The sequence below is a fragment of the Xanthomonas sp. BRIP62415 genome (genome assembly GCF_003993515.1).
Taxonomy (GTDB): Bacteria; Pseudomonadota; Gammaproteobacteria; order Xanthomonadales; family Xanthomonadaceae; genus Xanthomonas; species Xanthomonas euroxanthea.
Genome location: NZ_QEZH01000013.1, coordinates 262,180 through 285,643 on the forward strand (window position 1 = coordinate 262,180; position 23,464 = coordinate 285,643).

Consider the following 23,464-nt stretch of genomic DNA (forward strand, 5'->3'; position numbering starts at 1 on the left):
GTTGAGGCGCGTGTTTCGGGCGCGACCGAACCGGGCCGAGTTGCGGCTAAGATGGTTGCATCGCCAGCACCAAAGGTCGTCCGCGGACCCATGCCCCATCCTGTCGCCGCGCCCGCGTTTTCGTCCGCTCCCGTGTCCCGTCTTCGCCTCGCCGAGCGCCTGCAGCAAGGTCTGTGGACCTTGACCGGGCTGTATTTGCTGGTCGGCGTGATCTGGCTGCTGCTGGGCAACCGGCTGCTGCACCTGGCCGGCGCCACCATGCCGGAGCGCTGGTCGGACGCGAGCTTTCTGCTGCTGTCCAGCGTGGTGATCCATCTGGTGCTGCGCCGCTTCGTGGCGCTGATCGTGGAAGAGCACGCACAACTGGCGCAGTCGGAGGCAGTGCTGCAGGCCAAGTTCCTGGCCTTGCCCAGCCCGGCCCTGGTCTACGACCTGGCCACGCTGCGCATCCTGGATGCCAACCCGGCGGCGCTGGAGTTCTTCGGCTGGGAACGCGACGAATTTCTGCAGCAGACGCTGCAGGCGATCTGGCCCAACGCCGATGGCGCGCGCCTGGAGGAAATCATCACCCAGATCCGCGCCAAGGGCGATGCCACCTGCACCTTGCACGAGGATCTGCTGACCCGCAGCGGCTCGCGCCATGTCGAGATCCGCAGCAACCAGCTGCATCTGGCCAGCGGCCCCGCCCGCCTGGTGGTCACCGTGGACCGTAGCGAAGAACGCCAGGCGCAGCATTTGCGCGACGAGGCGCTGCAGCGGCTGGAAGAAGCGCAAGGCATCGCGCGGCTGGGCTCGTGGCAGCTGGATTGCGCGACCGGGTTGGGACGCTACTCGCCGGCGGTGTATCGCCTGCTCGGCCGCAGCGTGCCGATGCATCGGCGCGACCACCGGCTGGAAGAACTGTTGACCGCATCGGACACCGCCACCCAGACGCGGATCGAACGCATGATCGAGGACATGTGCACCGGCGGCGAAGTGCAGATCGATGTGCTGCTACCGCTGACCGGCGGCGATTCGCAGCCGCGCACCGTCCATCTGCGCGCCGAAAGCGTGGCCAGCCCGAACGGCACCCGGCATATCCATGGCACGCTGCAGGACGTCAGCGAACGCGAGCAATCGCGCCGGTTGCTGCGCGAGCGCGAGGAGCAGTTCCGCGAGCTGGTCAGGGTGCTGCCGGATGGCGTGCTGATCCTGGCCGACGAGCACGTGATGTATGCCAATGCCGCCGGGTCGGTGCAGTTCGGTTTCCAGGGCGAAACCATCCTGGGCGAACCGCTGCAGACCCTGGTGAGCGACAGCGACCTGCCGGTGGTGCGCGAGTACCTGCGCGCGGGCAGCGATCGCAACGAGCCGGTGTCCAGCGCACGGGCGATGCGCCGTCGCGATGGCAGCACCTTCTATGCCGGGCTGTCGGCCGGTGACATCCGCTATGGCGGACGCAGCTGCAAGTTGCTGGTGGTGCGCGACCTGAGCGAACCCGAACGCATGCGCGATGCGCTGGCCGAGAGCAATGCCGAGCTGCAGGCGATGGCCAAGCGCCTGTTTTCGCTGCAGGAGGACGAACGCCGCGCGATCTCGCGCGACCTGCATGACGACATCGGCCAGGCCATCACCGCGATGAAGCTGTCCGCTCATGCCGCACTGGACGAACCGGACCCGGACGCGCGCCGCGAGGACCTGCTGGAAGTGGTGTCGCTGGCCGACAGCACCGTGACCAAGCTGCGCAACCTGTCGATGCTGTTGCGTCCGCCGCAGCTGGATGCGCTGGGTCTGGAAGCGGCCTTGCGCTGGCAGGCCTCGATGTTGTTTCGCGCATCGCCGGTGCGCTTGGAGCTGGACATCCAGGCACTGGACGTGCGGCCGGGCAACGAGATCGAGCAAGCGTGTTTCCGGATTGCGCAGGAAAGCCTGACCAATGCGCTGCGGCACGCCTGCGCGGGCGAAGTGCGCATGCGCCTGCACTCGATCGACAGCGAGAGCTTTCGCCTGGAAGTCAGCGATGACGGCGATGGCTTCGAACCGGAAGGCCCGCGCGGGCTCGGGCTGATCGTGATGCGTGAGCGTGCGCAAACCGTCGGCGGTGCGCTCGCGATAGAATCAGCCCCCGGAGCAGGCACGCGCGTGACGTTGCGCCTGCCCTATCACCCGGTCGGCGAGTCCGTCCACGACGATGGTGGACGTTAAGTCATGTGGAGCCCCGTAATCCCGCCCGGCCTGGAAATCATCAAGCCCACCCGCCTGGGCGCGGGCAATCCCGAACTGCTGCATCTGGTGGACGCTGCCGCCTCCGGCGGTCCGCCGTTGATGGTGTTCCATATCGATATCGACCACTTCGCCTCGATCAACGAGAACATGAGTGCCGAGGTCGGCGATCAGGCGCTGACGCTGGTCGCGCGCCGGCTGCAGGACTTCCTCGGTGCGCGTGGCAAGTTGTGGCGCCACGGCAGCGATGAGATGGTGGTGGTGGCGGTGCGGCGCGAAGACACCCCGCTGCCGGAAGATTTTGCCGAAGAGATCCGCCAGCAGCTGGAGCTGCCGTTGTCGGTGCTGCCGTACACCTTGTTCATGACCGGCAAGGTCGGCATCAGCCTGTGCCCGGAACACTCCACCTCGCTGTCGATCCTGCTCGACTACGCCGAGGAAGCCAGCTACCAGGCCGCACGCGAAGGCGGCAATACGGTGCGGCTGTATACCCGCAACTCGACCACCAACGCGCATAGCGAAAGCATCATCGCGCGCCAGATCGTCGATGCGATCCCGCATGGCGAACTGCGCCTGCGCTACCAGCCGCTGGTGAGCGCGCGCGATGGCCGCATCGTCGGCATGGAGGCGCTGCTGCGCTGGCAATCGCCCACCCTGGGCATGCTGGTGCCGGAACGCTTCATGCGCACCGCCGAGCGCCTGGGCGTGATCGTGCAGATCGGCGAATGGGTGCTGCAGAACGCGGTGCGTCAGGCGCGGCTCTGGCGCGACCAGGGCTTCGACGATTTCAGCATCGCGGTGAACGTGTCCACGCTGCAGTTGCTGCGGCCGGGCTTCTTCAACGAAGTGATGGCGATGCTGCAGACCGCCGGCGTGCCGGCGCAGTTCGTGACGCTGGAGATCAACGAAAGCGCGTTGACCAACAACGTCAACTTCGTCCACGAGACGATGGCCAACCTGCGCAACGAAGGCATCAGCCTGAGCCTGGACAACTTCGGTACCGGCGATTCCAGCCTGAGTGCGCTGGTGCGCTATCCGGTGGACCGGCTGAAGATCGACCGCAGCTTCATCAAGAGCGCGCCGGCCGGCAGCCGCGAGGCGGCGATCGCGCGCGCGATCATCGCGATGGGTCATCAGCTCGGCATGACGGTGATCGCCAATGGCGTGGAATCGCAGGCGCAACTGGGCTTTTTGCGTCGCAACGATTGCGACATCTTCCAGGGCTATCTGTTCGGCGAACCGATGTCGGCCGAGTCGGCCGGCATGGCGCTACGCCGCCGCTATCTGCGCCCGGAATCGTTCGCCGAAAGCCGCCCCGACCGCACGCTGCTGCTGCTGGACGACGAAGAAAACGTGTTGCGCTCGCTGGTGCGGCTGTTCCGCCGCGACGGTTACCGCATCCTGGCCGCCGGCAACGTGCGCGATGCCTTCGACCTGCTCGCCACCAACGACGTGCAGGTGATCCTGTCGGACCAGCGCATGAGCGACATGAGCGGCACCGAGTTCCTGGGCCGGGTCAAGATGCTCTACCCCGACACCGTGCGCCTGGTGCTGTCCGGCTATACCGACCTTGCCACCGTCACCGAAGCGATCAACCGCGGCGCGATCTACCGCTTCCTGACCAAGCCCTGGAACGACGACGAGCTGCGCGAGCACATTCGCCAGGCCTTCCGGACGCACGATGAGCTGCGTAACGGCCGGGAATAGGGAATCGGGAGTGGGGAATCGGTAAGGCAGTGCACTGGCCCTGCGTGTTCCCGAGATTTTCAATTTGCGCGTCAAGCGCAAATCACAAGCAAACCCCGCTCTACCGATTCCCGATTCCCCACTCCCGATTCCCGGCGCGCAGCGCTACCGCGGCTGCCGCACCGGCAATACGATCCTGAAACTGGCCCCCTGCCCCGGGACGCTTTCGACATCGATGCGGCCGTGGTGCTTGTTGATGATGCCGTAGGAAATCGACAGGCCCAGGCCGGTGCCGCTGCCGACCGGCTTGGTGGTGAAGAACGGGTCGAAGATGCGTTGCAGCAGGTCCGGGGCGATCCCGGCGCCGCTGTCCTGGAACTGGATCCAGACGTTTTCGGCCTCGTCGCGGCCGGTGGTGACGGTGATCGTGCCGCGCTCGACAATCGCCTGGCCGGCGTTGAGCAGCATGTTCATGTAGACCTGGTTGAGCTCGGACGGCAGGCATTCCACCAATGGCAGCTCGGCGTAGTTGCGCTCCAGCGTCACCTTGTATTTGAGCTCGTTCCAGATGATGTTGATCGTGGATTCGAGTCCGGCATGCAGGTCGACCATCTTCCACGACTCGGAACGGTCCGAATACGAGAAGTCCTTGAGGTCGCGCACGATGCGGGTGACCCGCTCGATGCCTTCGCGCGACTCGGCCATCAACTGCGGCAGGTCGCGGCTGATGAAGTCGATGTCGGCGCGATTGCGAATCTCGTCGATCTCCGGGATCAACGCCTTCGGATCCGGCGCCTGCAGCGCGCGCTCGTAGGCTTCGATCAGCGTGAACAGGCTGCGCAGGTATTCCTGCAGGCTGCCCAGATTGGAGTGCACGTAACCGATCGGGTTGTTGATTTCGTGCGCCACGCCGGCGGCCAACTGGCCGATGGAGGCCATCTTCTCCGATTGCAGCAGCTTGTCCTGGGCACCGTTCAGACGCAGATAGGCCTGGCGCAGTTCGGCGTGGCGCTGCTGCAGCTCGCGCTCGTAATCCTGCTGGCCTTCGATGTTGTGGAACAGCGCCAGAAAGTGCCCAACGCCCTGTTCTTCGTTGTAGTACAGATGCGCAATGACCACACGATCGGCGACCGGCAGGCTGCCGGTCCAGCTGCCCTTGCTGCGCGCCTGATTCAGCGCATCCGAGGGCAGCACCTGCGAGATCCGCTCGCCGAGATTGCGGTCGTCGGCGGGATCTTCCCTGCACAGGCTCTGGCGTGCGATGGCGTTGGCCAGGATCAGCTGCCCGTCTGCGCGGAACAGCAACACGCCCTCAAGCATCTGGTCGCCGAAAGCGCGCAGCATGGCCGAGGACGGTAATAAGGCTTGATTGAGAAAAAACTTGGCAGTCACGGGACAGGGCGGCGTAGAGGACGCTTCAATATACGCCGAACCGCCCAGGCCCCGTATTGCGCGGCGCCACGCTCCTGCACACCGGGCCCGTCAAGGCTGCACCACCACGCCGCCGGCGCGGCCTGTGCGTGCGCTCGGGCACGCTGCGGCGCGTCAGGCCACGGCCAGCGAACGACCGCCGCGCAGCACGCTCGACTGGCCCTTGGCATCGTAGGACGGCGCACTCTCGGTGCGGCCCAGATGACGCAACGCCCAGTTCACCTCGCGACGCCGGCGTGCCAGCAGCGCGCCGTTGGCGCGGTTGGCTTCGGCCAGTTCGCGCAGCCGCTCTTCTTCGCCCTGGGGCATTGCCGCTTCCAGCGCGCGCAGCGCCGACAGCTTGTCCTGCGTGTGCCGCATCAACCCATCGATGTCGTTCTCGAGTAATGCCTGGCGTTCGCCGGCCAGCGCATCGCTGAGACGTTGCAGGAACTCGTTCACATTCATCCTTTGGGTCGGGAATTAACCCGCCAGTTGCTGATTCAGATCCATCATGCGGCTGGCGATGGCATCCGGATTGATGGAATAGCTGCCGTTCTGCAACGCATCCTTCACAGCCTGGACGCGACCGGTGTCGATCGCCGAGGACTGCGACAGCGTGCGCTGCAAGTTCTGCAGGTTGGTCGCCTCACCGGTCAGCTTGACGCTGTCGGTTGGCGGCAATGCGGCGATCGGGGACGCGCGGTCTTCACCGGCCGAAGCGATCTTGCTGCTCGTGGCCGCGGTGCGAAGGGTGGCAGCGGTCGGTAGATTGCCTTCGATTTTCTGTGTCATGTCAGGAACTCCTCTACAGGTCGTAGGGGATAACGGCATGCCAAAAAAAAACTTTATAGCGAATTTCTATCTGGAGACCAAAACGGTCCCGCTCGCTTCGACAATCCCCTGCACCACCCGGCGCGACGAGGAATTTTCCACCGACACCCGCTCGTTCTCACCGGCATCGGACAGCGCGCGACCACTCATGCGCACCTCCAGACCGCCGTTGCGCGACACCAGCGGGACCGTGTCGCCGCGCCGGACCAGCCGTTGCGTCACCAGATCGTTGGCCGAGAGCAGCGAACCGGCCGGCAGGATGCGCCGGGCGCTCTTGCCCACCGCAGCCACCGGATCGGCCAGCACCGCGCCGACGATGCGTGCGGCGTCACGCTTCTCGATACTGATATCGGCCAGCGAAATGACTTCTCCAGCGCTGATGCCGCGGCGCAGCACCAACACGTCCTGATTGCGGCGCACCTTCAGCGGCACGAACAGGCGCCAGCCAGCCGGCTGCGGACAGGCCACTTCCACCGTATTGGTGCCGGTCGGCTGCGCCTGCAGCGCAATCGGGCAGGCCGGCATGCGCAAGCCCGGATCGAGCGTGGCCTCGGCCTCGGCATCCGGGCCAACGGTGGCCAGTGCCGCAGCGCGGATGGAATCGACAGACTGATAGCTCTGGGCCCAGGCCGGAGCGGCAGCCAACAAGATGACAAGCAGGAGCAGGCGCATGGGACCAGATCCGGAGGAAGACGGAAGAGGCAGTGCAAGTGGCGTGCCTGTTTTTTGAATCGGGAATCGGGAATGGGGAATCGGTCGGGGGCTGAGCCTTGATCGGTCTTCGCTGCTGATGTGCGATTTCCTTAGTGAACACCGTAGGTACGTCACACCGCGGCCCTTCGCCTCGGGCTTGCTGCAAAAAGCCCTCCGCTTTTGCGATTCCCCATTCCCGACTCCCGATTCCCGACAGCGCCCCACGCCAAGCTGAAACCGCTCAAGTTTTCCGAGGGCGCTGTCGATATCTGCCCCATGACCCACGATCTGCTCAACCGCATCGACCAGCGCACGCGTCTGGCTGGCCACAACCGACTGGCCCTGCTGCTGTTCCGGCTGGGCGGGCGCCAGCTTTTTGGCGTGAATGTCTTCAAGGTGCAGGAAGTGCTGCGCCGCCCGGAGTTGTTCCAGGTGCCCGGCCTGCCGACCGAGTTCGCCGGCGTGGCCGACGTGCGCGGGCGCTCGGTGCCGGTGCTGGACCTGGGCCTGGCGATCGGCCACCCGGAGCGCGATGCGCACTCGGAGAACGGCCCCGGCTACTTGGTGGTGGCCGAATTCAACCGCTCGGTCCAGGGCTTTCTGGTCAGCGGCGTGGAGCGCATCGTCAATATCGCGGTGGAAGATATCCATCCGCCGCCGGAGCTGGGCGCCGAAGCCACTTATTTGACGGCGGTGACGCGGTTCCAGGGCGAGCTGATCCAGGTCATCGACGTGGAGAGCGTGCTGGCCGACATCGCCAAGGTCAGCAAGGACGTGCAGCTGGATCCTTCGCTGCAGCTGGTCGCCTATGACCGGCAGTTCCAGGTGCTGGTGGTGGACGACTCGCGCGTGGCGCGTCAGCAGATCCGCAGCGTGCTCGACCAGCTCGGCGTGGCGGCGACCTTGTTGTCCGACGGTCGCCAGGCGCTGGACCACCTCTTGCAGGTGGCAGCATCAGGCGAGAATCCGGCCGACCGCTATGCGATGGTCATCTCCGACATCGAGATGCCGGCCATGGACGGCTACACGCTGACGACGGAAATCCGGCGCACGCCGGGGTTGCAGGGCCTGTACGTGCTGCTGCACACCTCCTTGTCGGGCGTGTTCAACAACGCCATGGTCGAACAGGTCGGCGCCAATGCCTTTGTGGCCAAATACAGCGCGCACGAACTGGCCGATTACGTGCTGGCCCGCCTGAAAGTGGTCGCCGAAGCGGCCTGAGCAGGCCACAAAGCGGCTGCCGGGTCGGAGCCGACAATAGCGATGAGCGCCGCGCTGCAAAGGTGCGGCGTCATGGAAGATCGCGCGGTTGGGGTCGGTGGGTCGACACCTGTTGAAGTGACACCCCCGACTTGAAGTGACGCCCCGACGCCGGGCAGCGCTCAGGGTCATGCGGGGCCTTCCGGCCTGGCGCACCTGAGTGAGCCAACGCTGCGACTTACACAGGTCCACCCTGTATCCCGGACGGCCAAGTTGCCGTTCGTCGGCGGCGCCGATAAGTCTCCAAGTTCCCCGACCCGCACCACCCCGATTGGCACAAACATTGCTTTCTCCCTGGCAACACTTCGCGGGAGAGCACCGTGTCCAATTCCATCTCGTCCTTTCTAGGCATCCACGGCGATGCCCTGCCGCTGCGCGAGCAGCGCATGAAGCTCATTGCCAGCAACCTGAGCAATGTGGACACCCCTGGCTACAAAGCCAAGGACATGGACTTCGAGGCCGCGCTGAAATCGGCCGAAGGCGTGCGCGACGGCACCCTGCTGCAGACCACCGACGCCAAGCATTTCGAGATCGGCAGCAGCGGCGGGCTCAACCCGTTCCAGATCACCCGCGAATCCGATCAGCCCAGCCTGGACGGCAATACCGTCGATCCCGATGCCGAACGTGCTGCCTACGGCCGCGCCGCGCTGGAATACCGCGCCTCGCTGAGCTTCCTCGAATCCAAGGTGCGCTCCATGCTCACCGCGATCACCGGCCAATAAGTCATGAGCAATCTTCCCATCTTCGATGTGGCCGGCTCGGCGCTGCACGCGCAGTCGGTCCGCCTGAGCACCATCGCCTCCAACCTGGCCAATGCGGACTCGGTCGCCGGCTCGGCCGAGGCGACCTACAAGCCGATCGAGCCGATCTTCCAGGCCCAGCAAAGTCGCCAGGACCCCAGCCTGACCTCGGTGAACGTCAAGGAGATCACCACCACCAACGCGCCGCCGATCCGTCGCTACGAGCCCGGCCATCCGCTGGCCGATGCCGACGGCTACGTGTTCTCGCCCGACGTGGATCCGGTCTCGCAGATGGTCAACATGATCTCGGCCTCGCGCAACTACCAGGCCGGCGTGGAAATGCTCAACACCGCCAAGGAACTGGCGCTCGCCACCCTGACCATGGGTCGCTGACCCGCCTAGCTGACCCTTCCCTTACGGACCTTTTCACATGAGCACGATCGGTAGTGACCTCTACACCAGCCTCGGGCTGACCTCCAGCAGCGCCACAGCGACCAAGAAGAAGGAGGAATCGCTCGGCCAGGCCGACTTCCTCAAGTTGATGACCGAGCAGCTGCAGCACCAGGACCCGCTCAAACCGATGGAAAACAGCGCGTTTCTGGGCCAGTTGGCGCAGTTCTCCACCGTGCAGGGCATTGGTGACCTCAATACCAAGGTCAGCAGCTTCTCCGCAGCACAGAGCAGCGATCAGGTGCTGAAGGGCGCCTCGCTGGTCGGGCACAACGTGCTGGTGCCCTCCGCGCAACTGGCCATCGATGCCACCAACTCGGCCAAGGGCGTGGTTGCGGCAACCTCGGCCGGCACCGTCAATTTCGAAATCACCGATGCCAACGGCGCGTTCGTCAAGCAGCTCAGCGTGCCGGCCAGCGCCGCCGGCGAGGTGTCGTTCGCCTGGGACGGCACCGATGCCAACGGCAACCGCATGGCCGCCGGCAAGTACGGCGTGACCGCCACCCAGACCGACACCGCCGGTGCCAAAAGCAAGTTGTCCACCTATGTCGACGCACCGGTGGACAGCGTCACGATCGGCTCGGACGGCCTGTATCTCAACCTGACCGGGCTAGGCACTTCCCCGCTCGCCAACGTGCTCCGCGTCAGCTGAGCCGGCAACCGACACTCAAAGGACCTCATCCATGGCTTTCAATACCTCGTTGTCCGGCATCAACGCAGCCAATGCCGATCTGAACGTCACCTCCAACAACATCGCCAACGTCAACACGACCGGGTTCAAGGAATCGCGCGCCGAGTTTGCCGACATGTTCCAGAGCACCAGCTACGGCCTGTCGCGCAATGCGGTGGGTTCGGGCGTGCGCGTCAGCAATGTGGCGCAGCAGTTCTCGCAGGGCAACATCGATCCGACCGGGCGCAGCCTGGATCTGGCGGTCTCCGGCGAAGGCTTTTTCACCGTGTCCTCCAACGGCGCCAAGATGTATACCCGTGCCGGCAACTTCCAGACCGATGCCAACGGCTATGTGATCAATCCACAGGGCGCGCGCCTGCAGGTCTTCGCCCCCAACCCGAGCGGCAACGGCTTCGACGTCGGTCGCCTGTCGGACCTGCAGCTGCTGACCACCGACAGCCCGCCCAAGTCGACCTCCACGGTCAACCTGGCCTTCACCCTGCCCGGCAACGCCACCGCGCCGGTGGTGACCCCGTTCAGCCCGGCCGACGACAAGACCTACAGCCACTCCACCGGCGGCATCAACGTCTACGATTCGCTGGGCGTCAGCCATGTGCAGACCTCCTACTTCGTCAAGACCGCCAACCCGAACGAATGGCAGGTGCACAACTACGTGGACGGTGCCGCGGTCGGCGCGCCGACCACGCTGCAGTTCTCCGATACCGGCGCACTGACCACCCCGGCCAACGGCATCATCACGATGGACCCGTTCACCCCGAGCACCGGCGCCGGCGTGCTGAGCATGCAGCTCAACGTCAGCGGCTCGACCCAGTACGGCGAGGCCTTCGCGCTGCGCGACACCCGCCAGGACGGCTATGCCAGCGGCAAGCTCAACGAGATCAGCATCGACACCAGTGGTGTGGTGTTCGCCCGTTATTCCAACGGTGCCGACAAGCCGCTGGGCCAGGTCGCGCTGAGCAGCTTCGTCAATCCGCAGGGCCTGCAGTCGCAGGGCAACAACATGTGGGCCGAAAGCTACACCTCCGGCGCCGCCCGCACCGGCGCACCGGACACCTCGGACCTGGGCCAGATCGAATCCGGCTCGCTGGAATCCTCCACGGTGGACCTGACCGAGCAGCTGGTGAACATGATCGTGGCCCAGCGCAACTTCCAGGCCAACTCGCAGATGATCTCGACCCAGGATCAGGTCACCCAGACGATCATCAATATCCGTTAACGGCTGGGAATGGGGATTGGGGAATAGGGAATCGTAAGAGCTGGCATTGCGTGTATCGGATGCCCGCCTTGCCCCCCTTCTTCCAGTCTCCAGCAATCCCGCCTTTGCGATTCTCCATTCCCGATTCCCGATTCCCGGTGCCTCATGGACAAAGCTCTCTACGTTGCGATGACCGGCGCCCGCGCCTCCCTGCAGGCGCAGGGCACCGTGTCGCACAATCTCGCCAACGTCGATACGGTGGGGTTCAAGGCTGCGCTGGCCAACACCGAGGCGTTCAAGATCCAGGGCAAGGGTTATCCGTCGCGGATCGATGCGCTGCATGTGGACCAGGGCTTCGACCGCAGCCAGGGCCACCAGAAGGTCACCGGCAACCCGCTGGACGTGTCGCTGCAGCAGGACCGCTGGCTGGCGGTGCAGTCGCCCGACGGCAGCGAGGCCTACACCCGCAACGGCGAGCTGGCGCTCACTGCCAATGGCCAGCTGGTCACCGCCAATGGCCATGCGGTGCTGGATGAAGGCGGCAATCCGATGACGATCCCGCCGCACCAGGCGATGGAGATCGGCAGCGACGGCAGCATCTCGATCATTCCGCAGGGCGAAGGCCCGCAGACCATGGCCATCGTCGGCAAGATGAAGGTGGTCGACGCCCCCGCCGACCGTTTGACGCGGCGCCCGGACGGGCTGATGCGCAACACCAGCACCGACCCGGCGCAGGCGTTTGCGGTGGCCACCGGCAAGACCATCAACAGCGGCATGCTGGAGGGCAGCAACGTGGATGCCGCCGGCGCACTGGTGGAGATGATCCAGCTGCAGCGCCAGTTCGAAATGCAGGTCAAGATCATCAAAAATGGCGACGACAACGCGCAGTCGGCCAATTCGCTGCTGCGGGTCAGCGGCTAAGCGCCACTGACGCCCACTGCCGCAGCGCCGGTCGGTTTGCCGCGCTGCCGAGCACCTGGATGGCGACCGCCCGGGTTCGCTGCAGAGCGGCTGGTTTGTGACTTGGCTGCAGGGCCCTTGCCCGCCCTCCCTCGCAGGACACGCCGCAAGTACGTCTGTGTAGGCTCTTACCCGGCATCCATGCCGCGTAAGGTCCTGCGACGGTGGGCGGGCAAGGACCTGTCGAGATGGTCGGCGTGCGTGGTGCAAACAATGCCTGACGTGGATTGCTTGGATAACGGCGCGTCCAATGATTTTCTCAATGCAAGCCGAGCAATGGACAAGCTTTAAGAAAGCAACCTTCAAACTCTCTAGTGCGGTGGCCTCGCCGATTGCGGGACCGTGTGGCGGCATGGATGCCGCCACCGAGCCTACATGGACGTACTTGCGGCGTGTCCCGCGAGCGGTGAGGCCACCGCGCGCTCGACCAACCAGCCTGTTGACTGCGTCGCAATGCCAGCCGGCAAATCCCGAGAACCCTTCCGCACGCAGCGGCAAGGGTTCACACGTCGTCGAACACATCGCTGACCGGCGACCGATCTTCCGCGCCTGATCTGCCGCGCAGGTTTCCACCGCTTCGGCCTAGCCGCTGCCTGTCCGCCGCCAGCCCTGCCCCGCGCAGGCCGTCGCGCCCGCTTCGCGTGATCCAGTGCACAGCCGGCAAAAATCCGGCGCGGGTTTGGCACGGCACGTGCATATACCCACCCGTACCCGGAACACATCCCCGGGTCTAACGAGGAATCGGGTCATGAATCAGGCTTTGTGGGTCGCCAAAACCGGACTGGATGCGCAGCAGACGCGCATGTCGGTCATTTCCAACAACCTGGCCAATACCAATACCACCGGCTTCAAGCGCGATCGTGCGGCGTTCGAAGACCTGTTGTATCAACAGGTGCGTGCGCCGGGCGGCTCCACCTCCGCGCAGACGCAGCTGCCGACCGGCCTGCAGCTGGGTACCGGCGTGCGGGTGGTCTCCACCTTCAAGGGCTTCGACCAGGGCAGCCAGCAGCAGACCGGCCGCGCGCTCGACGTGATGGTCAACGGCCGCGGCTTCTTCGAAGTGCAGATGCCTGACGGCACCTCGGCCTATACCCGCGACGGCACCTTCCAGATCAATGCGCAGGGCGAGCTGGTCACCAACAGCGGCTACCCGCTGCAGCCGGGCATCCAGATCCCCGAAGGCGCGCAGTCGCTGACCATCGGCAACGACGGCACCATCAGCGTGACGCTGGCCGGCCAGGCCGCCGCGCAGGAAATCGGTGCGTTGACGCTGACAGACTTCATCAATCCCTCGGGCCTGCAGTCCAAGGGCGAGAACCTGTTCGTCGAAACCACCGCCTCCGGCCCCGCGCAGAACGGCACCCCTGGCCTCAACGGCCTGGGCAACACCGTGCAGGGCGCGCTGGAAGGCAGCAACGTCAATACGGTGGAAGAGCTGGTGAGCATGATCGAGACCCAGCGCGCCTATGAAATGAATGCCAAGGCGATCTCCACCACCGACTCGATGCTCGGTTACTTGAACAACAACGTCTGATCGGCCCACCGGTCGCTGCCCTCTCAGGAATCCACGCCATGTCACGCCTGCCTTCCCTTTCCTCCCTGTGCCTCGCCATCGCCTGCAGCGCGCTGCTGGGCGGCTGCGTGGCGGCCGGCGATGTGCGGCCGTTCGCCGAACTGGCGCCGATCGTGCCGGTGGTCGCGCCGGTGGCGCAGCCCACCGCCGGGGCGATCTATGCCGCCGGCCCGAGCCTGAATCTGTACGGTGACCGCCGCGCCCGCGATGTCGGCGATCTGCTGACGGTGAACCTGGTGGAAAGCACCACCGCCTCGTCCACCGCCAACACCAGCGTCAGCAAGGCCGACACCGTGGACATGAGCACGCCCACGCTGCTCGGCGTTCCGCTCACCGTCAACGGCACCGATGTGTTGCGCAACTCCACCAGCGGCGACCGCACGTTTGCCGGCAAGGGCAACACCGCGCAGAGCAACCGCATGCAGGGCAGCGTGACCGTCACCGTGATGCAGCGCCTGCCCAACGGCAATCTGGTGATCCAGGGGCAGAAGAACCTGCGCCTGACCCAGGGCGACGAACTGGTACAGGTACAGGGCATCGTGCGCGCCGCCGACATCGGCCCGGACAACACCGTGCCTTCGAGCAAGGTGGCCGACGCCCGCATCGCCTACGGCGGCCGCGGCGCGATCGCGCAGTCCAACGCGATGGGCTGGCTGAGCCGCTTCTTCAATTCCCGTCTGTCGCCCTACTGAGCCTGCGACCATGAATCTGTCTTCCCTGCCCTTCCGTCTGCTGGCTGCCGCTGTGGCGGTCTGTGCGATCGCCGCGCCGGCCTCGGCCGAGCGCATCAAGGATCTTGCCCAGGTCGGCGGCGTGCGCGGCAACGCGCTGGTCGGTTACGGCCTGGTGGTCGGCCTGGACGGCAGCGGCGACCGCACCAGCCAGGCGCCCTTCACCGTGCAGAGCCTGAAGAACCTGCTCGGCGAGCTGGGCGTCAATGTTCCGGCAAACGTCAATCCGCAGCTGAAGAACGTCGCGGCCGTGGCCATCCATGCCGAACTGCCGCCGTTCGCCAAGCCCGGCCAGCCGATCGATATCACCGTGTCCTCGATCGCCAACGCGGTGTCGCTGCGTGGCGGCTCGCTGCTGATGGCACCGCTGAAAGGCGCCGACGGCCAGGTCTACGCGATGGCGCAGGGCAACCTGGTGGTCGGTGGCTTCGGCGCGCAGGGCAAGGACGGCTCGCGGGTGTCGGTCAACATTCCCAGCGTCGGTCGCATCCCCAACGGCGCCACCGTCGAACGCGCCTTGCCGGATGTGTTTGCCGGCAGCGGCGAGATCACCCTCAACCTGCACCAGAACGATTTCACCACCGTCTCGCGCATGGTCGCGGCGATCGACAGCAGCTTCGGTGCCGGGACCGCACGTGCGGTGGACGGCGTGACCGTGGCAGTGCGCTCGCCGACCGATCCCGGCGCGCGTATCGGCCTGCTGGCGCGGCTGGAAAATGTCGAACTCTCTCCGGGCGACGCGCCGGCCAAGGTGGTGGTCAACGCACGCACCGGCACGGTGGTGATCGGCCAGCTGGTGCGGGTGATGCCGGCGGCGATCGCGCATGGCTCGCTCACCGTGACCATCAGCGAGAACACCAATGTCAGCCAGCCGGGCGCCTTCAGCGGCGGCCGCACCGCGGTGACCCCGCAATCGACGATCACGGCCACCTCCGAAGGCAGCCGCATGTTCAAGTTCGAAGGCGGCACCACGCTCGATCAGATCGTACGCGCGGTCAACGAAGTGGGCGCCGCTCCCGGCGACCTGGTGGCCATCCTGGAAGCGCTCAAGCAAGCCGGTGCGCTCACGGCGGAGCTGGAGGTGATCTGACATGCGTATCGCAGCCTCGCCCATTGATCTCAACCCGAGCACCAAGGCCGATCCCGCCAAGATCGACAAGGTCTCACGTCAGCTCGAAGGACAGTTCGCGCAGATGCTGGTCAAGAGCATGCGCGATGCGAGCTCCGGCGACCCGATGTTTCCGGGCGAAAACCAGATGTTCCGCGAGATGTACGACCAGCAGATGGCCAAGTCGCTGACCGACGGCAAGGGGCTGGGCCTGTCGGCGATGATCTCCAAGCAGCTGAGCGGCGACACCGGTGGCCCGGCGTTGAATACCTCGCTCAGCACCGCCGATGCCGCCAAGGCCTATGCGCTGGTGGCCGGCAAGCGCGACGCCTCGTTGCCGCTGCCGGCCCGTGATGGGGCTGCGGGCAGCGTCGGTGCAGGCATCGGCAGCGCGGCAGGCATCGGCGCAGGCGGCCTGGGCGGCATCGGCATGAGCCAGGTGCTGGATCTGATCGCCGGGCGTACCGGCAGCAGCGAAGCCGGCAGCGACGATGCGGCCGCACTGAGCTGGCCCTCGGCCAACGATCGCTGGGCCGACGTGGCCGCCAGCGACGCCGCCGATGCCAACGCCGCGGTCAATGCGAGCGCGGCGAGCAGCGCCGCTGCCAGCCTGGGCGAGCGCACCCCGGAAGGCTTCGTGGCCAAGATCTGGACGCATGCGCAGAAGGCCGCGCGCGAACTAGGCGTGGATCCGCGTGCACTGGTGGCGCAGGCAGCGCTGGAAACCGGCTGGGGCCGGCGCGGTATCGGCAATGCCGGCAGCTCCAACAACCTGTTCGGCATCAAGGCCACCGGCTGGAGCGGCGACAAGGTCACCACCGGCACCCACGAATACGTCAATGGCGTCAAAACCACCGAAACCGCCGACTTCCGTGCCTACGGCTCGGCCGAGGAAAGCTTTGCCGACTACGTGCGGCTGCTGAAGAACAACAGTCGTTACCAGCCCGCGCTGCAGGCCGGCACCGATATCAAGGGTTTTGCACGCGGCTTGCAACAGGCTGGATACGCCACCGATCCGGGCTACGCAGCCAAGATCGCGGCGATCGCCAACGGTCCGACCATCGACCGTGCGGTAGCCGCGATCGGCAACGCGGCGGCCGACCTGTCCAACCGCTATGCCAGCACCGCCGAGCCTGCCGGGCTCGGCACCATCCGTCGTTGAGGTAAACGCCCATGTCCATCATGTCCACCGGGACCAGTGCGCTGATCGCCTTCCAACGGGCGTTGTCGACCGTTAGCCATAACGTCGCCAACATCAATACCGAAGGCTACAGCCGCCAACGTGTGGAATTTGCAACGCGCACGCCTACCGACATGGGCTACGCGTTCGTGGGCAATGGCGCCAAGATCACCGACGTCAGCCGGGTGGCCGACCAGCTGGCCACCTCGCGCCTGCTCGACAGCGGCGGCGAGCTCTCGCGGCTGCAGCAGCTGTCCTCGCTGTCCAACCGCGTCGACAGCCTGTACTCCAACACCGCCACCAATGTGGCCGGGCTGTGGTCGAACTTCTTCGATTCCACCAGCGCAGTGTCGTCTAATGCCTCGTCCACGGCCGAGCGGCAGAGCATGCTCGACAGCGGCAACTCGCTGGCCACGCGTTTCAAGCAGCTCAACGGGCAGATGGACAGCCTCAGCAACGAGGTCAACAGCGGCCTGACCTCCTCGGTGGACGAAGTCAATCGCCTGACCCAGCAGATCGCCAAGATCAACGGCACCATCGGCAGCAGCATCGACAGCGCCTCGCCCGACATGCTCGACCAGCGCGATGCGCTGGTGTCCAAGCTGGTCGGCTACACCGGCGGCACCGCGGTGATGCAGGACGGCGGCTTCATGAACGTTTTCACCGCCGGCGGCCAGGCCCTGGTGGTGGGAACCACCTCGTCCAAGCTGACCACCGTCGCCGACCCGTATCAGCCGACCAAGCTGCAGGTGGCGATGCAGACCCAGGGCCAGAATGTCAGCCTCAGCACCAGCTCGCTGGGCGGGCAGATCGGCGGCCTGCTGGAGTTCCGGACCAGCGTGCTGGAACCGACCCAGGCCGAACTCGGTCGCCTGGCCGTGGGCATGGCCAGCACCTTCAACGCCGGTCACGCGCAAGGCATGGACCTGTACGGCGCGATGGGCGGCAACTTCTTCAACATCGGCACGCCCACCACTGCCGCCAATCCCAGCAATACCGGCAGCGCGTCGCTGAGCGCCAGCTTCAGCAACATGTCGGCGGTGGATGGGCAGAACGTCACGCTCAGCTTCGACGGCAGTGCATGGAAGGCCACCAATGCCAGCACCGGGTCGGCGGTGCCGATCAGCGGCGCCGGCACACCGGCCAATCCGCTGGTGCTCAACGGCGTCAGCCTGGTGGTGGGCGGCACGCCGGCCAACGGCGACAAGTTCCTGCTGCAGCCCACCGCAGGGTTGGCCGGCAGCCTGTCGGTGGCCATCACCGACCCTTCGCGGATTGCCGCGGCCACCCCGGTCAAGGCGACCGCCACGCTCGCCAACCTGGGCACCGGCAAGATCAGCGACGTCAAGGTCACCAACGCGCAGAACCCGGCGCTGCTGACCCCGGCCTCGGTGGAGTTCATCGACGCCAACCAGTACACCATCGATGGCAGCGGCCCGTTCGCCTACACCGCCGGCCAGACCATCAGCGCCAATGGCTGGAGCTTTGCGCTGGACGGCGCGCCCAAGGCCGGCGACACCTTCGGGGTCGGCCCCACCGGCGCCGGTTCCAGCGACAACGGCAACGTCAAGCTGCTGGCCAAGATCGACGACGCCAAGGCGCTCAGCGGCGGCACGGTCACGCTCAACGGCGCGCTGTCGGGCCTGACCACTTCGGTCGGCTCGGCTGCGCGCGCGGCCAGCTACGCCTCGGATGCGCAGAAGGTCATCAACGACCAGGCGCAGGCCAGCCGCGATTCGATTTCCGGCGTCAACCTCGATGAGGAAGCCGCCAACATGCTGAAGCTGCAGCAGGCCTACCAGGCCGCCGCACAGATGATTTCCACCGCCGACACCATCTTCCAAGCCATCCTGGGCGCCGTACGCTGATGACCGACCGTATCTCCACCAGCATGATGTACAGCCAGTCGGTGTCGTCGATGACGGCCAAGCAGTCCCGGCTGAGCCAGATCCAGGCCCAGCTCGCCAGCGGGCAGCGCCTGGTCACCGCCAAGGACGACCCGGTCGCCGCCGGCACCGCGGTCGGCCTGGATCGCGCGCTGGCGGCGATCACGCGCTTTGGCGAGAACGCCAACAACGTGCAGAACCGGCTCGGCCTGCAGGAAAACGCCCTGTCGCAGGCCGGCGACAAAATGGCGCGCGTCACCGAATTGGCGGTGCAGGCCAACAATTCCTCGCTCAGCCCCGACGACCGCAAGGCGATCGCCTCGGAACTGACCGCGCTGCGCGACAGCATGGTCAGCCTGGCCAACAGCACCGACGGCACCGGGCGCTATCTGTTCGGCGGCAGCGCCGATGGCAGCGCACCGTTCATCAAGAGCAATGGCGGCGTCACCTACAACGGCGACCAGACCCAGAAACAGGTCGAGGTGGCGCCGGACACCTTTGTCAGCGACACCCTGCCCGGCAGCGAAATCTTCATGCGTATCCGCACCGGCGACGGCACCGTGGATGCGCACCCCGACAACGCCAATACCGGCACCGGCCTGCTGCTGGATTTCAGCCGTGATGCCAGCACCGGCAGCTGGAACGGCGGCAGCTACAGCGTGCAGTTCACCGCCGCAGACACCTACGAGGTGCGCGACAGCACCAATACGGTGGTCGGGACCGGCACCTACAAGGATGGCGAAGACATCAACGCGGCCGGCGTGCGCATGCGCATCAGCGGTGCACCGGCGGTGGGCGACAGTTTCCAGATCGGCGCCTCCACCACCAAGGACGTGTTCTCCACCATCGACGACCTGATCGGCGCGCTCAATTCCGACACCCAGACCCCGCCGCAGAAGGCGGCGATGATCAACACGCTGCAGTCGTCGATGCGCGACATCGCACAGGCCTCGTCGAAGATGATCGATGCGCGCGCCTCCGGCGGCGCGCAGCTGTCGGCGATCGATAACGCCAACTCGCTGCTCGAATCCAACGAGGTCACCCTCAAGACCACCCTGTCGTCGATCCGCGACCTGGATTTCGCCTCGGCGCTCGGGCAATACGAACTGGAGAAGGCCTCGTTGCAGGCCGCCCAAACGATTTTTCAGCAGATGCAGTCGTCGTCGTTGTTTAACCTGATCCGCTGATTTTCCGCAGAAAGCCCACATTTTCTGCACGCCTGCGCGCGCGCACCTGCGCAGGCCGACGGAGTTTATTCGTCAAAAGTTATACCAACGCTAAAGATCGACGGGGTGCTGCCGAATAAACCAAACCCCTTGCTACACAACGCTTCCGTATTTCGTCCTGCAGCAGAAAGACAGCAAAAAAACACTGGATTTCGCTAAAGGTTCCCGACGCAACGCCGTTATTCATCTCAGCAGCGGCAACGGCCAACTTGATGGCCCCCCTGCGGAGGCTCCGGGCAAGTCCCCCTTGCCGGAAAAATCGCTTAGGAGAAATCAAAATGGCACAGGTAATCAATACCAACGTAATGTCGCTGAACGCTCAGCGTAACCTCAACACCAGCAGCGCGAGCATGTCGACGAGCATCCAGCGTCTGTCCTCGGGTCTGCGCATCAACAGCGCCAAGGACGACGCCGCAGGTCTGGCGATCTCCGAGCGTTTCACCACGCAGATCCGCGGCCTGGACGTTGCCTCGCGCAACGCCAACGACGGTATCTCGCTGGCCCAGACCGCTGAAGGCGCGATGGTCGAAATCGGCAGCAACCTGCAGCGTATCCGCGAGCTGTCGGTGCAGTCGTCCAACGCCACCAACTCGCCGACCGACCGTGACGCGCTGAACTCCGAAGTCAAGCAGCTCACCGCCGAAATCGACCGCGTCGCCAACCAGACCAACTTCAACGGCACCAAGCTGTTGAACGGCGACTTCTCCGGCGCGCTGTTCCAGGTCGGCGCCGACGCCGGCCAGACCATCGGCATCAACAGCATCGTCGACGCCAACGTCGATTCGCTGGGCAAGGCCAACTTCGCTGCCGCCGTTTCCGGCGCTGGCGTGACCGGCACCTCCACCGCATCGGGCTCGATCAGCGGCATGAGCCTGTCGTTCAAGGACGCCAGCGGTGCAGCCAAGAGCGTCACCATCGCGGACGTCAAGGTCGGCGTCGGCGAGAGCGCTGCCGACGTCAACAAGAAGGTGGCTGCCGCGATCAACGACAAGCTCGACCAGACCGGCATGTACGCCTCGATCAAGACCGACGGTACGGTGCAGATCGAATCGCTGAAGGCTGGCCAGGACTTCACCTCGCTGACCGCCGGTACCTCCAGCGCCGCAGGCATCACCGTCGGCGCCGGCATCACCACCGCCTCGGCCGCTTCCGGCTCCACCGCTTCGACCCTGAGCACCCTGGACATCTCCACGTTCTCCGGCGCGCAGAAGGCCCTGGAAATCGTCGACAAGGCGCTGACCGCGGTCAACTCCTCGCGCGCCGACATGGGTGCGGTGCAGAACCGCTTCACCTCCACCATCGCCAACCTGAGCGCAACCTCGGAAAACCTGTCGGCCTCGCGTAGCCGTATCCGCGACACCGACTACGCCAAGGAAACCGCCGAGCTGACCCGCACGCAGATCCTGCAGCAGGCCGGTACCGCGATGCTGGCCCAGGCCAAGTCGGTTCCGCAGAACGTGCTGAGCCTGCTGCAGTAATCGGCAGCGCGTCGCAGCAAGTCCAAAGCCCCTCTCCGGAGGGGCTTTTTTGTGGTCGCAGATATTTACAGCCGCAGGGATTCGACACGATCGCGCAGCACGGGTTTCTGGCGCGGGTTTCTTGACGCATCGCCGGCATGGAAATTGCATCACCCAACCTCGTGAGCGAGACGGGCTCGCCGCCGCTAAAGTCCTCGCCGAGGCGGCCGATACCCGTCTCGTAATCCCATGCGTCCATCCTTGCTTGGACGCCCAGACGAGGAATGCAACATGGCATCGGTGATCAGCACTTCCGGCTCCGGTCTGGACATCCCCACCGTGGTGTCCACCCTGGTTTCCCGGCAGAAAGACCCGGAGCAGGCGCGCATCAACAAGGCCGGAGCCGCTGCGACGACGCAGCTGTCGGCGATCAGCCAGATCAAGAGCAGCATGACCACGCTCAAGTCTGCGCTGGACAAGGTCATCAGCAGCGCCGACACCAATGCCTACAAGGCAACGGTGCCCACCGATGCCGGCTTCACCGCCACCACCACCAGCTCGGCCGCGCCGGGCAACTATTCGGTGGAAGTGGTCTCGCTGGCCAGCGCGCAGAAGCTCGCCTCTGGCGCGTTCGTCGCCGATGCCACTGTCGGCAGCGGCACGCTGACGATCGGGTATGGCGACAAGAAGATCACCGTTGACATCAGCGGCACCGACAAGCTCACCGACATCGCTGCGGCCATCAACAAGGCGGCCGGCGGTAAGGGCGTCAACGCCAGCGTGGTGACCGCCAACGACGGCCAGCACCTGGTGTTCAACGCGGTCGACTCCGGGACCAAGGGCGCGCTGACCGTCAGTGCCAGCGACCCGAGCCTGAGCAGCCTCACCTACGGCCCCGGCGTCAGCGGCGGCCTGACCCAGTCCGTGGCCGCAACCGACGCGCTGGTGCGCGTGGACGGCTTCGAACGCACCTCCAGCTCCAACACCGTCACCGACATCGTGCCGGGCGTGGTGCTCAACCTCACCAAGGCCGCCGAAGGCACCAAGGTCACGTTGGGCGTTGCGGCCGACACCAGCAGCCTCAAGGCCAATCTGACTGCGTACGCCGCCGCCTACAACACCGCCAACACCTTGCTGGCCAAGAGCAGCGCCTACGACGCCACCACCAAGACGGCCGCGGCACTCACCGGCGATTCGCTGGTGCGCGGCCTGCAGCAGCAGCTGCGCGGCCAGGTCAGCGGCAACCTCATCGAACTCAAGGGGCTCGGCCTGACCATCGACAAGGATGGCGTGATGAGCTTCGATGGCGGCAAGTTCGATACCGCCATCGCCGAGGACGGTGGTGCCGCCGCCGAGGTGTTCGGCAAGGACAGCAAGTTCGGCGCGGCCATGACCAAGCTGCTCGACAGCAACGTCAACGCCAACGACGGCACCCTGACCATGCGCTCGGACAGCCTGAACAAGCAGATTAAGGGCTACGAGTCTGACCTGGACGACCTCGACGCGCGCATGACCAAGCTCAGCGATCGCTATACCGCCCAGTTCACCGCGATGGAAACCATGATCAGCAAGCTGCAGAGCAGCACCAGTTCGCTCAGCAGCCTGCTGACAGGCTGATTTTCGTGATCACGATCCTCAAGTCCCGCAATGGTCTTGCCGATACAAGAAGGGCCTATCGTGATATCGGCCTTGCCTTCCGGCAGGAGCGTCGTCGCCCGAGCGCAGCGCTCCGGGACCCGCGAAGGTCAGCCCATTGAGGAGTCATCCATGTACGGTTCCAATCGTCAGTATGCCGAGCAATACCGCAAGGTCGGCGTGTCCACCAGCGTGACCGAAGCCGACCCGCACAAGCTGGTGTCGCTGCTGTTCGCCGGCGCCTGCCAGCGCATCCGCCTGGCCCAGGCCTGCCTGGCGCAGGGCGACCAGGCGCGCAAGGGCAAGGCCATCGGCGAAGCCTGCGCGATCGTCGGTCACTTGAACGGCTCGCTCGATCACGAAGCCGGTGGCGAGATCGCTGGTAACCTGTCGGCGCTCTACGACTACGTGATGCAGCGGCTGACTGCCGCCAACCTGCACAACGACGAAACCGCGTTGACCGAAGCGCTGGAGTTGCTCAGCGAAATCGACTCGGCGTGGAATTCCATCCCCCTCGATCAACGCGGCCTTTCTGCCGTTTCGTGAG

The 23,464-nt window shown here is 65.4% G+C and carries 21 protein-coding genes; 17 read left to right on the forward strand and 4 right to left on the reverse strand.

Annotated features, from left to right (window positions below; all coding sequences use genetic code 11):
- Window positions 1-51 precede the first annotated feature (51 nt).
- Together EO141_RS04350 and EO141_RS04355 are read left to right on the forward strand one after the other, a co-directional pair.
- Window positions 52-2,184, forward strand: coding sequence for a PAS domain S-box protein (locus EO141_RS04350; protein ID WP_164739058.1), 2,133 nt, complete (start codon window positions 52-54; stop codon window positions 2,182-2,184).
- Between the two features lie 3 nt (window positions 2,185-2,187).
- Window positions 2,188-3,909 carry an EAL domain-containing protein gene (locus EO141_RS04355; protein WP_126945767.1) on the forward strand — a complete coding sequence of 574 codons (1,722 nt, stop codon included), beginning with the start codon at window positions 2,188-2,190 and terminating at the stop codon, window positions 3,907-3,909.
- 144 nt (window positions 3,910-4,053) lie between these two features.
- On the opposite strand, the gene EO141_RS04360 is transcribed toward EO141_RS04355, so the two are convergent.
- From EO141_RS04360 to flgA, 4 genes are all read right to left on the reverse strand, one after another.
- Complete coding sequence (locus tag EO141_RS04360) at window positions 4,054-5,280, reverse strand: ATP-binding protein (protein WP_104582670.1); 1,227 nt, start codon at window positions 5,278-5,280, stop codon at window positions 4,054-4,056.
- Window positions 5,281-5,433: 153 nt separating this feature from the next.
- On the reverse strand, window positions 5,434-5,766 hold the full coding sequence (locus EO141_RS04365; RefSeq protein ID WP_024939614.1) for a hypothetical protein: 333 nt from the start codon (window positions 5,764-5,766) through the stop codon (window positions 5,434-5,436).
- A gap of 15 nt (window positions 5,767-5,781) precedes the next feature.
- Complete coding sequence (gene flgM / locus EO141_RS04370; protein ID WP_104582672.1) at window positions 5,782-6,093, reverse strand: flagellar biosynthesis anti-sigma factor FlgM; 312 nt, start codon at window positions 6,091-6,093, stop codon at window positions 5,782-5,784.
- 66 nt (window positions 6,094-6,159) lie between these two features.
- Entirely contained in the window at window positions 6,160-6,804 is a 645-nt protein-coding gene (flgA, locus tag EO141_RS04375; RefSeq protein WP_104648710.1) for a flagellar basal body P-ring formation chaperone FlgA, read from the reverse strand.
- 297 nt (window positions 6,805-7,101) lie between these two features.
- Between flgA and EO141_RS04380 the strand changes: the two genes are divergently transcribed.
- The 15 genes from EO141_RS04380 to fliS all read left to right on the forward strand — a co-directional run bounded on the left by EO141_RS04380 (window position 7,102) and on the right by fliS (window position 23,463).
- The gene (locus EO141_RS04380; RefSeq protein WP_104582674.1) at window positions 7,102-8,046 is read left to right on the forward strand and encodes a chemotaxis protein; all 945 of its coding nucleotides are present in this window, start codon (window positions 7,102-7,104) and stop codon (window positions 8,044-8,046) included.
- Between the two features lie 359 nt (window positions 8,047-8,405).
- A complete protein-coding gene (gene flgB / locus EO141_RS04385) occupies window positions 8,406-8,807 on the forward strand; it encodes a flagellar basal body rod protein FlgB (RefSeq protein ID WP_104533384.1) in 402 nt (133 codons plus the stop codon).
- Between the two features lie 3 nt (window positions 8,808-8,810).
- Entirely contained in the window at window positions 8,811-9,218 is a 408-nt protein-coding gene (gene flgC / locus EO141_RS04390) for a flagellar basal body rod protein FlgC (protein ID WP_005914451.1), read from the forward strand.
- A gap of 37 nt (window positions 9,219-9,255) precedes the next feature.
- On the forward strand, window positions 9,256-9,927 hold the full coding sequence (locus tag EO141_RS04395; RefSeq protein WP_104582675.1) for a flagellar hook capping FlgD N-terminal domain-containing protein: 672 nt from the start codon (window positions 9,256-9,258) through the stop codon (window positions 9,925-9,927).
- A gap of 31 nt (window positions 9,928-9,958) precedes the next feature.
- A complete protein-coding gene (gene flgE / locus EO141_RS04400) occupies window positions 9,959-11,182 on the forward strand; it encodes a flagellar hook protein FlgE (RefSeq protein WP_104582676.1) in 1,224 nt (407 codons plus the stop codon).
- A gap of 144 nt (window positions 11,183-11,326) precedes the next feature.
- Complete coding sequence (gene flgF / locus EO141_RS04405) at window positions 11,327-12,082, forward strand: flagellar basal-body rod protein FlgF (RefSeq protein ID WP_005921307.1); 756 nt, start codon at window positions 11,327-11,329, stop codon at window positions 12,080-12,082.
- A 787-nt stretch (window positions 12,083-12,869) separates the two neighbouring features.
- Complete coding sequence (flgG, locus tag EO141_RS04415; RefSeq protein ID WP_016901723.1) at window positions 12,870-13,655, forward strand: flagellar basal-body rod protein FlgG; 786 nt, start codon at window positions 12,870-12,872, stop codon at window positions 13,653-13,655.
- Window positions 13,656-13,693: 38 nt separating this feature from the next.
- Window positions 13,694-14,386 carry a flagellar basal body L-ring protein FlgH gene (gene flgH / locus EO141_RS04420; protein WP_104582678.1) on the forward strand — a complete coding sequence of 231 codons (693 nt, stop codon included), beginning with the start codon at window positions 13,694-13,696 and terminating at the stop codon, window positions 14,384-14,386.
- A 10-nt stretch (window positions 14,387-14,396) separates the two neighbouring features.
- Complete coding sequence (locus EO141_RS04425; RefSeq protein WP_104582679.1) at window positions 14,397-15,515, forward strand: flagellar basal body P-ring protein FlgI; 1,119 nt, start codon at window positions 14,397-14,399, stop codon at window positions 15,513-15,515.
- 1 nt (window position 15,516) lies between these two features.
- Window positions 15,517-16,695 carry a flagellar assembly peptidoglycan hydrolase FlgJ gene (flgJ, locus tag EO141_RS04430; protein WP_119128781.1) on the forward strand — a complete coding sequence of 393 codons (1,179 nt, stop codon included), beginning with the start codon at window positions 15,517-15,519 and terminating at the stop codon, window positions 16,693-16,695.
- An 11-nt stretch (window positions 16,696-16,706) separates the two neighbouring features.
- Window positions 16,707-18,581 carry a flagellar hook-associated protein FlgK gene (flgK, locus tag EO141_RS04435; protein ID WP_119128782.1) on the forward strand — a complete coding sequence of 625 codons (1,875 nt, stop codon included), beginning with the start codon at window positions 16,707-16,709 and terminating at the stop codon, window positions 18,579-18,581.
- The gene (gene flgL, locus EO141_RS04440) at window positions 18,581-19,786 is read left to right on the forward strand and encodes a flagellar hook-associated protein FlgL (RefSeq protein WP_104582682.1); all 1,206 of its coding nucleotides are present in this window, start codon (window positions 18,581-18,583) and stop codon (window positions 19,784-19,786) included. The genes flgK and flgL overlap by 1 nt, the downstream gene beginning before the upstream one ends.
- A gap of 317 nt (window positions 19,787-20,103) precedes the next feature.
- Window positions 20,104-21,303 carry a flagellin gene (locus EO141_RS04445; protein WP_104582683.1) on the forward strand — a complete coding sequence of 400 codons (1,200 nt, stop codon included), beginning with the start codon at window positions 20,104-20,106 and terminating at the stop codon, window positions 21,301-21,303.
- A gap of 270 nt (window positions 21,304-21,573) precedes the next feature.
- Window positions 21,574-22,899, forward strand: a complete 1,326-nt coding sequence (gene fliD / locus EO141_RS04450) for a flagellar filament capping protein FliD (RefSeq protein WP_126970251.1) — start codon at window positions 21,574-21,576, stop codon at window positions 22,897-22,899.
- Window positions 22,900-23,049: 150 nt separating this feature from the next.
- On the forward strand, window positions 23,050-23,463 hold the full coding sequence (gene fliS, locus EO141_RS04455; protein ID WP_104537438.1) for a flagellar export chaperone FliS: 414 nt from the start codon (window positions 23,050-23,052) through the stop codon (window positions 23,461-23,463).
- Window position 23,464 lies beyond the last annotated feature (1 nt).

Bases quoted from the DNA above. Each gene is read 5' to 3' on its own strand.
- flgJ (WP_119128781.1), top strand. From the start codon at position 15,517: ATGCGTATCGCAGCCTCGCCCATTGATCTCAACCCGAGCACCAAGGCC.
- flgM (WP_104582672.1), bottom strand. From the start codon at position 6,093: ATGACACAGAAAATCGAAGGCAATCTACCGACCGCTGCCACCCTTCGC.
- EO141_RS04365 (WP_024939614.1), bottom strand. From the start codon at position 5,766: ATGAATGTGAACGAGTTCCTGCAACGTCTCAGCGATGCGCTGGCCGGC.
- EO141_RS04350 (WP_164739058.1), top strand. From the start codon at position 52: ATGGTTGCATCGCCAGCACCAAAGGTCGTCCGCGGACCCATGCCCCAT.
- flgA (WP_104648710.1), bottom strand. From the start codon at position 6,804: ATGCGCCTGCTCCTGCTTGTCATCTTGTTGGCTGCCGCTCCGGCCTGG.
- flgG (WP_016901723.1), top strand. From the start codon at position 12,870: ATGAATCAGGCTTTGTGGGTCGCCAAAACCGGACTGGATGCGCAGCAG.
- flgF (WP_005921307.1), top strand. From the start codon at position 11,327: ATGGACAAAGCTCTCTACGTTGCGATGACCGGCGCCCGCGCCTCCCTG.
- EO141_RS04425 (WP_104582679.1), top strand. From the start codon at position 14,397: ATGAATCTGTCTTCCCTGCCCTTCCGTCTGCTGGCTGCCGCTGTGGCG.
- flgH (WP_104582678.1), top strand. From the start codon at position 13,694: ATGTCACGCCTGCCTTCCCTTTCCTCCCTGTGCCTCGCCATCGCCTGC.
- flgK (WP_119128782.1), top strand. From the start codon at position 16,707: ATGTCCATCATGTCCACCGGGACCAGTGCGCTGATCGCCTTCCAACGG.
- fliS (WP_104537438.1), top strand. From the start codon at position 23,050: ATGTACGGTTCCAATCGTCAGTATGCCGAGCAATACCGCAAGGTCGGC.
- EO141_RS04445 (WP_104582683.1), top strand. From the start codon at position 20,104: ATGGCACAGGTAATCAATACCAACGTAATGTCGCTGAACGCTCAGCGT.
- EO141_RS04380 (WP_104582674.1), top strand. From the start codon at position 7,102: ATGACCCACGATCTGCTCAACCGCATCGACCAGCGCACGCGTCTGGCT.
- fliD (WP_126970251.1), top strand. From the start codon at position 21,574: ATGGCATCGGTGATCAGCACTTCCGGCTCCGGTCTGGACATCCCCACC.
- flgE (WP_104582676.1), top strand. From the start codon at position 9,959: ATGGCTTTCAATACCTCGTTGTCCGGCATCAACGCAGCCAATGCCGAT.
- flgC (WP_005914451.1), top strand. From the start codon at position 8,811: ATGAGCAATCTTCCCATCTTCGATGTGGCCGGCTCGGCGCTGCACGCG.
- EO141_RS04395 (WP_104582675.1), top strand. From the start codon at position 9,256: ATGAGCACGATCGGTAGTGACCTCTACACCAGCCTCGGGCTGACCTCC.
- flgL (WP_104582682.1), top strand. From the start codon at position 18,581: ATGACCGACCGTATCTCCACCAGCATGATGTACAGCCAGTCGGTGTCG.
- EO141_RS04355 (WP_126945767.1), top strand. From the start codon at position 2,188: ATGTGGAGCCCCGTAATCCCGCCCGGCCTGGAAATCATCAAGCCCACC.